General features: G+C 60.4%; 3 protein-coding genes and 1 pseudogene. All 4 read left to right on the top strand.

Annotated features, from left to right (window positions below; all coding sequences use genetic code 11):
* Nucleotides 1-91 precede the first annotated feature (91 nt).
* Complete coding sequence (locus CRO48_RS31490; RefSeq protein ID WP_097143557.1) at nucleotides 92-508, top strand: DUF6950 family protein; 417 nt, start codon at nucleotides 92-94, stop codon at nucleotides 506-508.
* Nucleotides 509-547: 39 nt separating this feature from the next.
* Nucleotides 548-772: a hypothetical protein gene (locus CRO48_RS31485; RefSeq protein ID WP_097143556.1), complete on the top strand. Its 225-nt coding sequence runs from the start codon at nucleotides 548-550 to the stop codon at nucleotides 770-772.
* A gap of 28 nt (nucleotides 773-800) precedes the next feature.
* Complete coding sequence (locus CRO48_RS31480; RefSeq protein WP_097143555.1) at nucleotides 801-998, top strand: hypothetical protein; 198 nt, start codon at nucleotides 801-803, stop codon at nucleotides 996-998.
* Nucleotides 999-1,040: 42 nt separating this feature from the next.
* A pseudogene (locus CRO48_RS31475) lies at nucleotides 1,041-1,534 on the top strand (hypothetical protein); the annotation flags it as partial.

Genomic DNA, 1,534 nt, shown 5'->3' with positions numbered 1-1,534 from the left:
TCCAACGACCAGTTCCGAAAGTACAACTCCGTCGCCAACCAGTGGCAATACTGGTGGGGCGAACGCGAAGGCGAGACGATGGGTTGAGCCGATGACGATTGTTCGCAAAGACGACTGGTATTCGAGCCTTTCGCAGTACATCGACGCGGCCTTCCGCAGGCCGTTTGCCTATGGCGAATTCGATTGCACGCTGTTTGCAGCCGGCGCGGTCGAAGCCATGACCGGCGTCAATCTCTATGCCGACTATGCCGGCCGATACCAGACGCTAGCCGGTGGGCTGCGGCATCTGAAGAAGCTCGGCTTTGACAATCACGTCGACTATGCCGCCTCCCTTTTCGAAGAGGTCCACCCTTCCATGGCGCAGGTCGGCGATATCGCCGTCGTTGATACCGAAACCGGTCACGGCCTCGGCATCGTCCAAGGCTCGCGCATCTACGTCGCGCAGCCTGGCGCGCTGGGGCTGGGCCTTGTCGACCTCCTCCAAGCTTCGCGCGCGTTTCGTGTCTAGCGGCTGCGCGGCGTCTGCCTCTCCGAGAAAGGAACCAACATGTCTCAGACCCTAATTCGCAGCCTCAAATCACAGAACACGTCCCTTCAAGGCGAAGTCGAGCGCCTCGCCATCGGCATCGACAATCTGTCGCGGCAGCTGGCCGATGCTCTCAACCTCCTGAAGCCGCACCACCCGGAGTTTGTGGCCTCGATCGTAGGCGACGACACCGGTGAAAAGGTTCCGGTCGTGATCGTCGATGGCGATCCGGAAGACGACGCCTGAACACCTAAACCAACGGAAGGACTGGCCAATGGCAATCAAAACTTACGAGGTCCGCAAGGACGGCACGCTTCTCTTCACCGTTCAGGGCTCGCGCTGCACGGTCGATGGGATGGGCGTTCGGGTCTACGACGAAGACGGTGACGTCGTCTTCAACGGAGACCACACCCATTCGGTGGTCAAGGAACCGGTGCGCTCGGCCGAACCAGACCCCGCCCCGGGTGAATAGGCCCGCTTCAAACCCGCTGACGCCGTAATCTCCGGACTGCTCATGAAATTCCTCGTCATCCTTCTGGCCCTCTGGTTCCTCCTGGTGACGCCTTCGGCGGCGCATGCGGATCCAATCACAGCGTTGGTGACCGCAATCTCCGCAGCGGTCGGCAGCCTCGGGGCAATCGGGCAGTTTATCTTTGGCCTCGCGTTGAAGATCGGCGTCGGGCTGCTTCAGAAGGCGATGCAGAAGGACCCGGAGCCGGTTGGCGTCAGCGGCCAGATTGACGTCGGCGGCGATAACCCGATTTCATTCATCGTCGGCACCTACGCAACTACCGGACAGCTGGAATACGGCGGCACCTGGGGGAAAGCCGGCAAGACGCCGAACGCATATTTTACCCGCGTGTTTTCGCTCGGAGATATACCCGTCAAAGCCCTCGTCGGCCTGATCGTCAATGGCGAGAAATGCACGATCGACTTTGACGAGACGAAGTACGGCAATTGGGGCTACCCGGTTACCGATTTCGCAGATGACGGCGACAACGCACTCTG

Source organism: Rhizobium subbaraonis (assembly GCF_900220975.1).
Taxonomy (GTDB): Bacteria; Pseudomonadota; Alphaproteobacteria; order Rhizobiales; family Rhizobiaceae; genus Mycoplana; species Mycoplana subbaraonis.
Note: the sequence above shows the minus strand (reverse complement) of the source record. Positions and strands in the feature narration are given on the sequence as shown.

Bases quoted from the DNA above. Each gene is read 5' to 3' on its own strand.
- CRO48_RS31490 (WP_097143557.1), top strand. From the start codon at position 92: ATGACGATTGTTCGCAAAGACGACTGGTATTCGAGCCTTTCGCAGTAC.
- CRO48_RS31480 (WP_097143555.1), top strand. From the start codon at position 801: ATGGCAATCAAAACTTACGAGGTCCGCAAGGACGGCACGCTTCTCTTC.
- CRO48_RS31485 (WP_097143556.1), top strand. From the start codon at position 548: ATGTCTCAGACCCTAATTCGCAGCCTCAAATCACAGAACACGTCCCTT.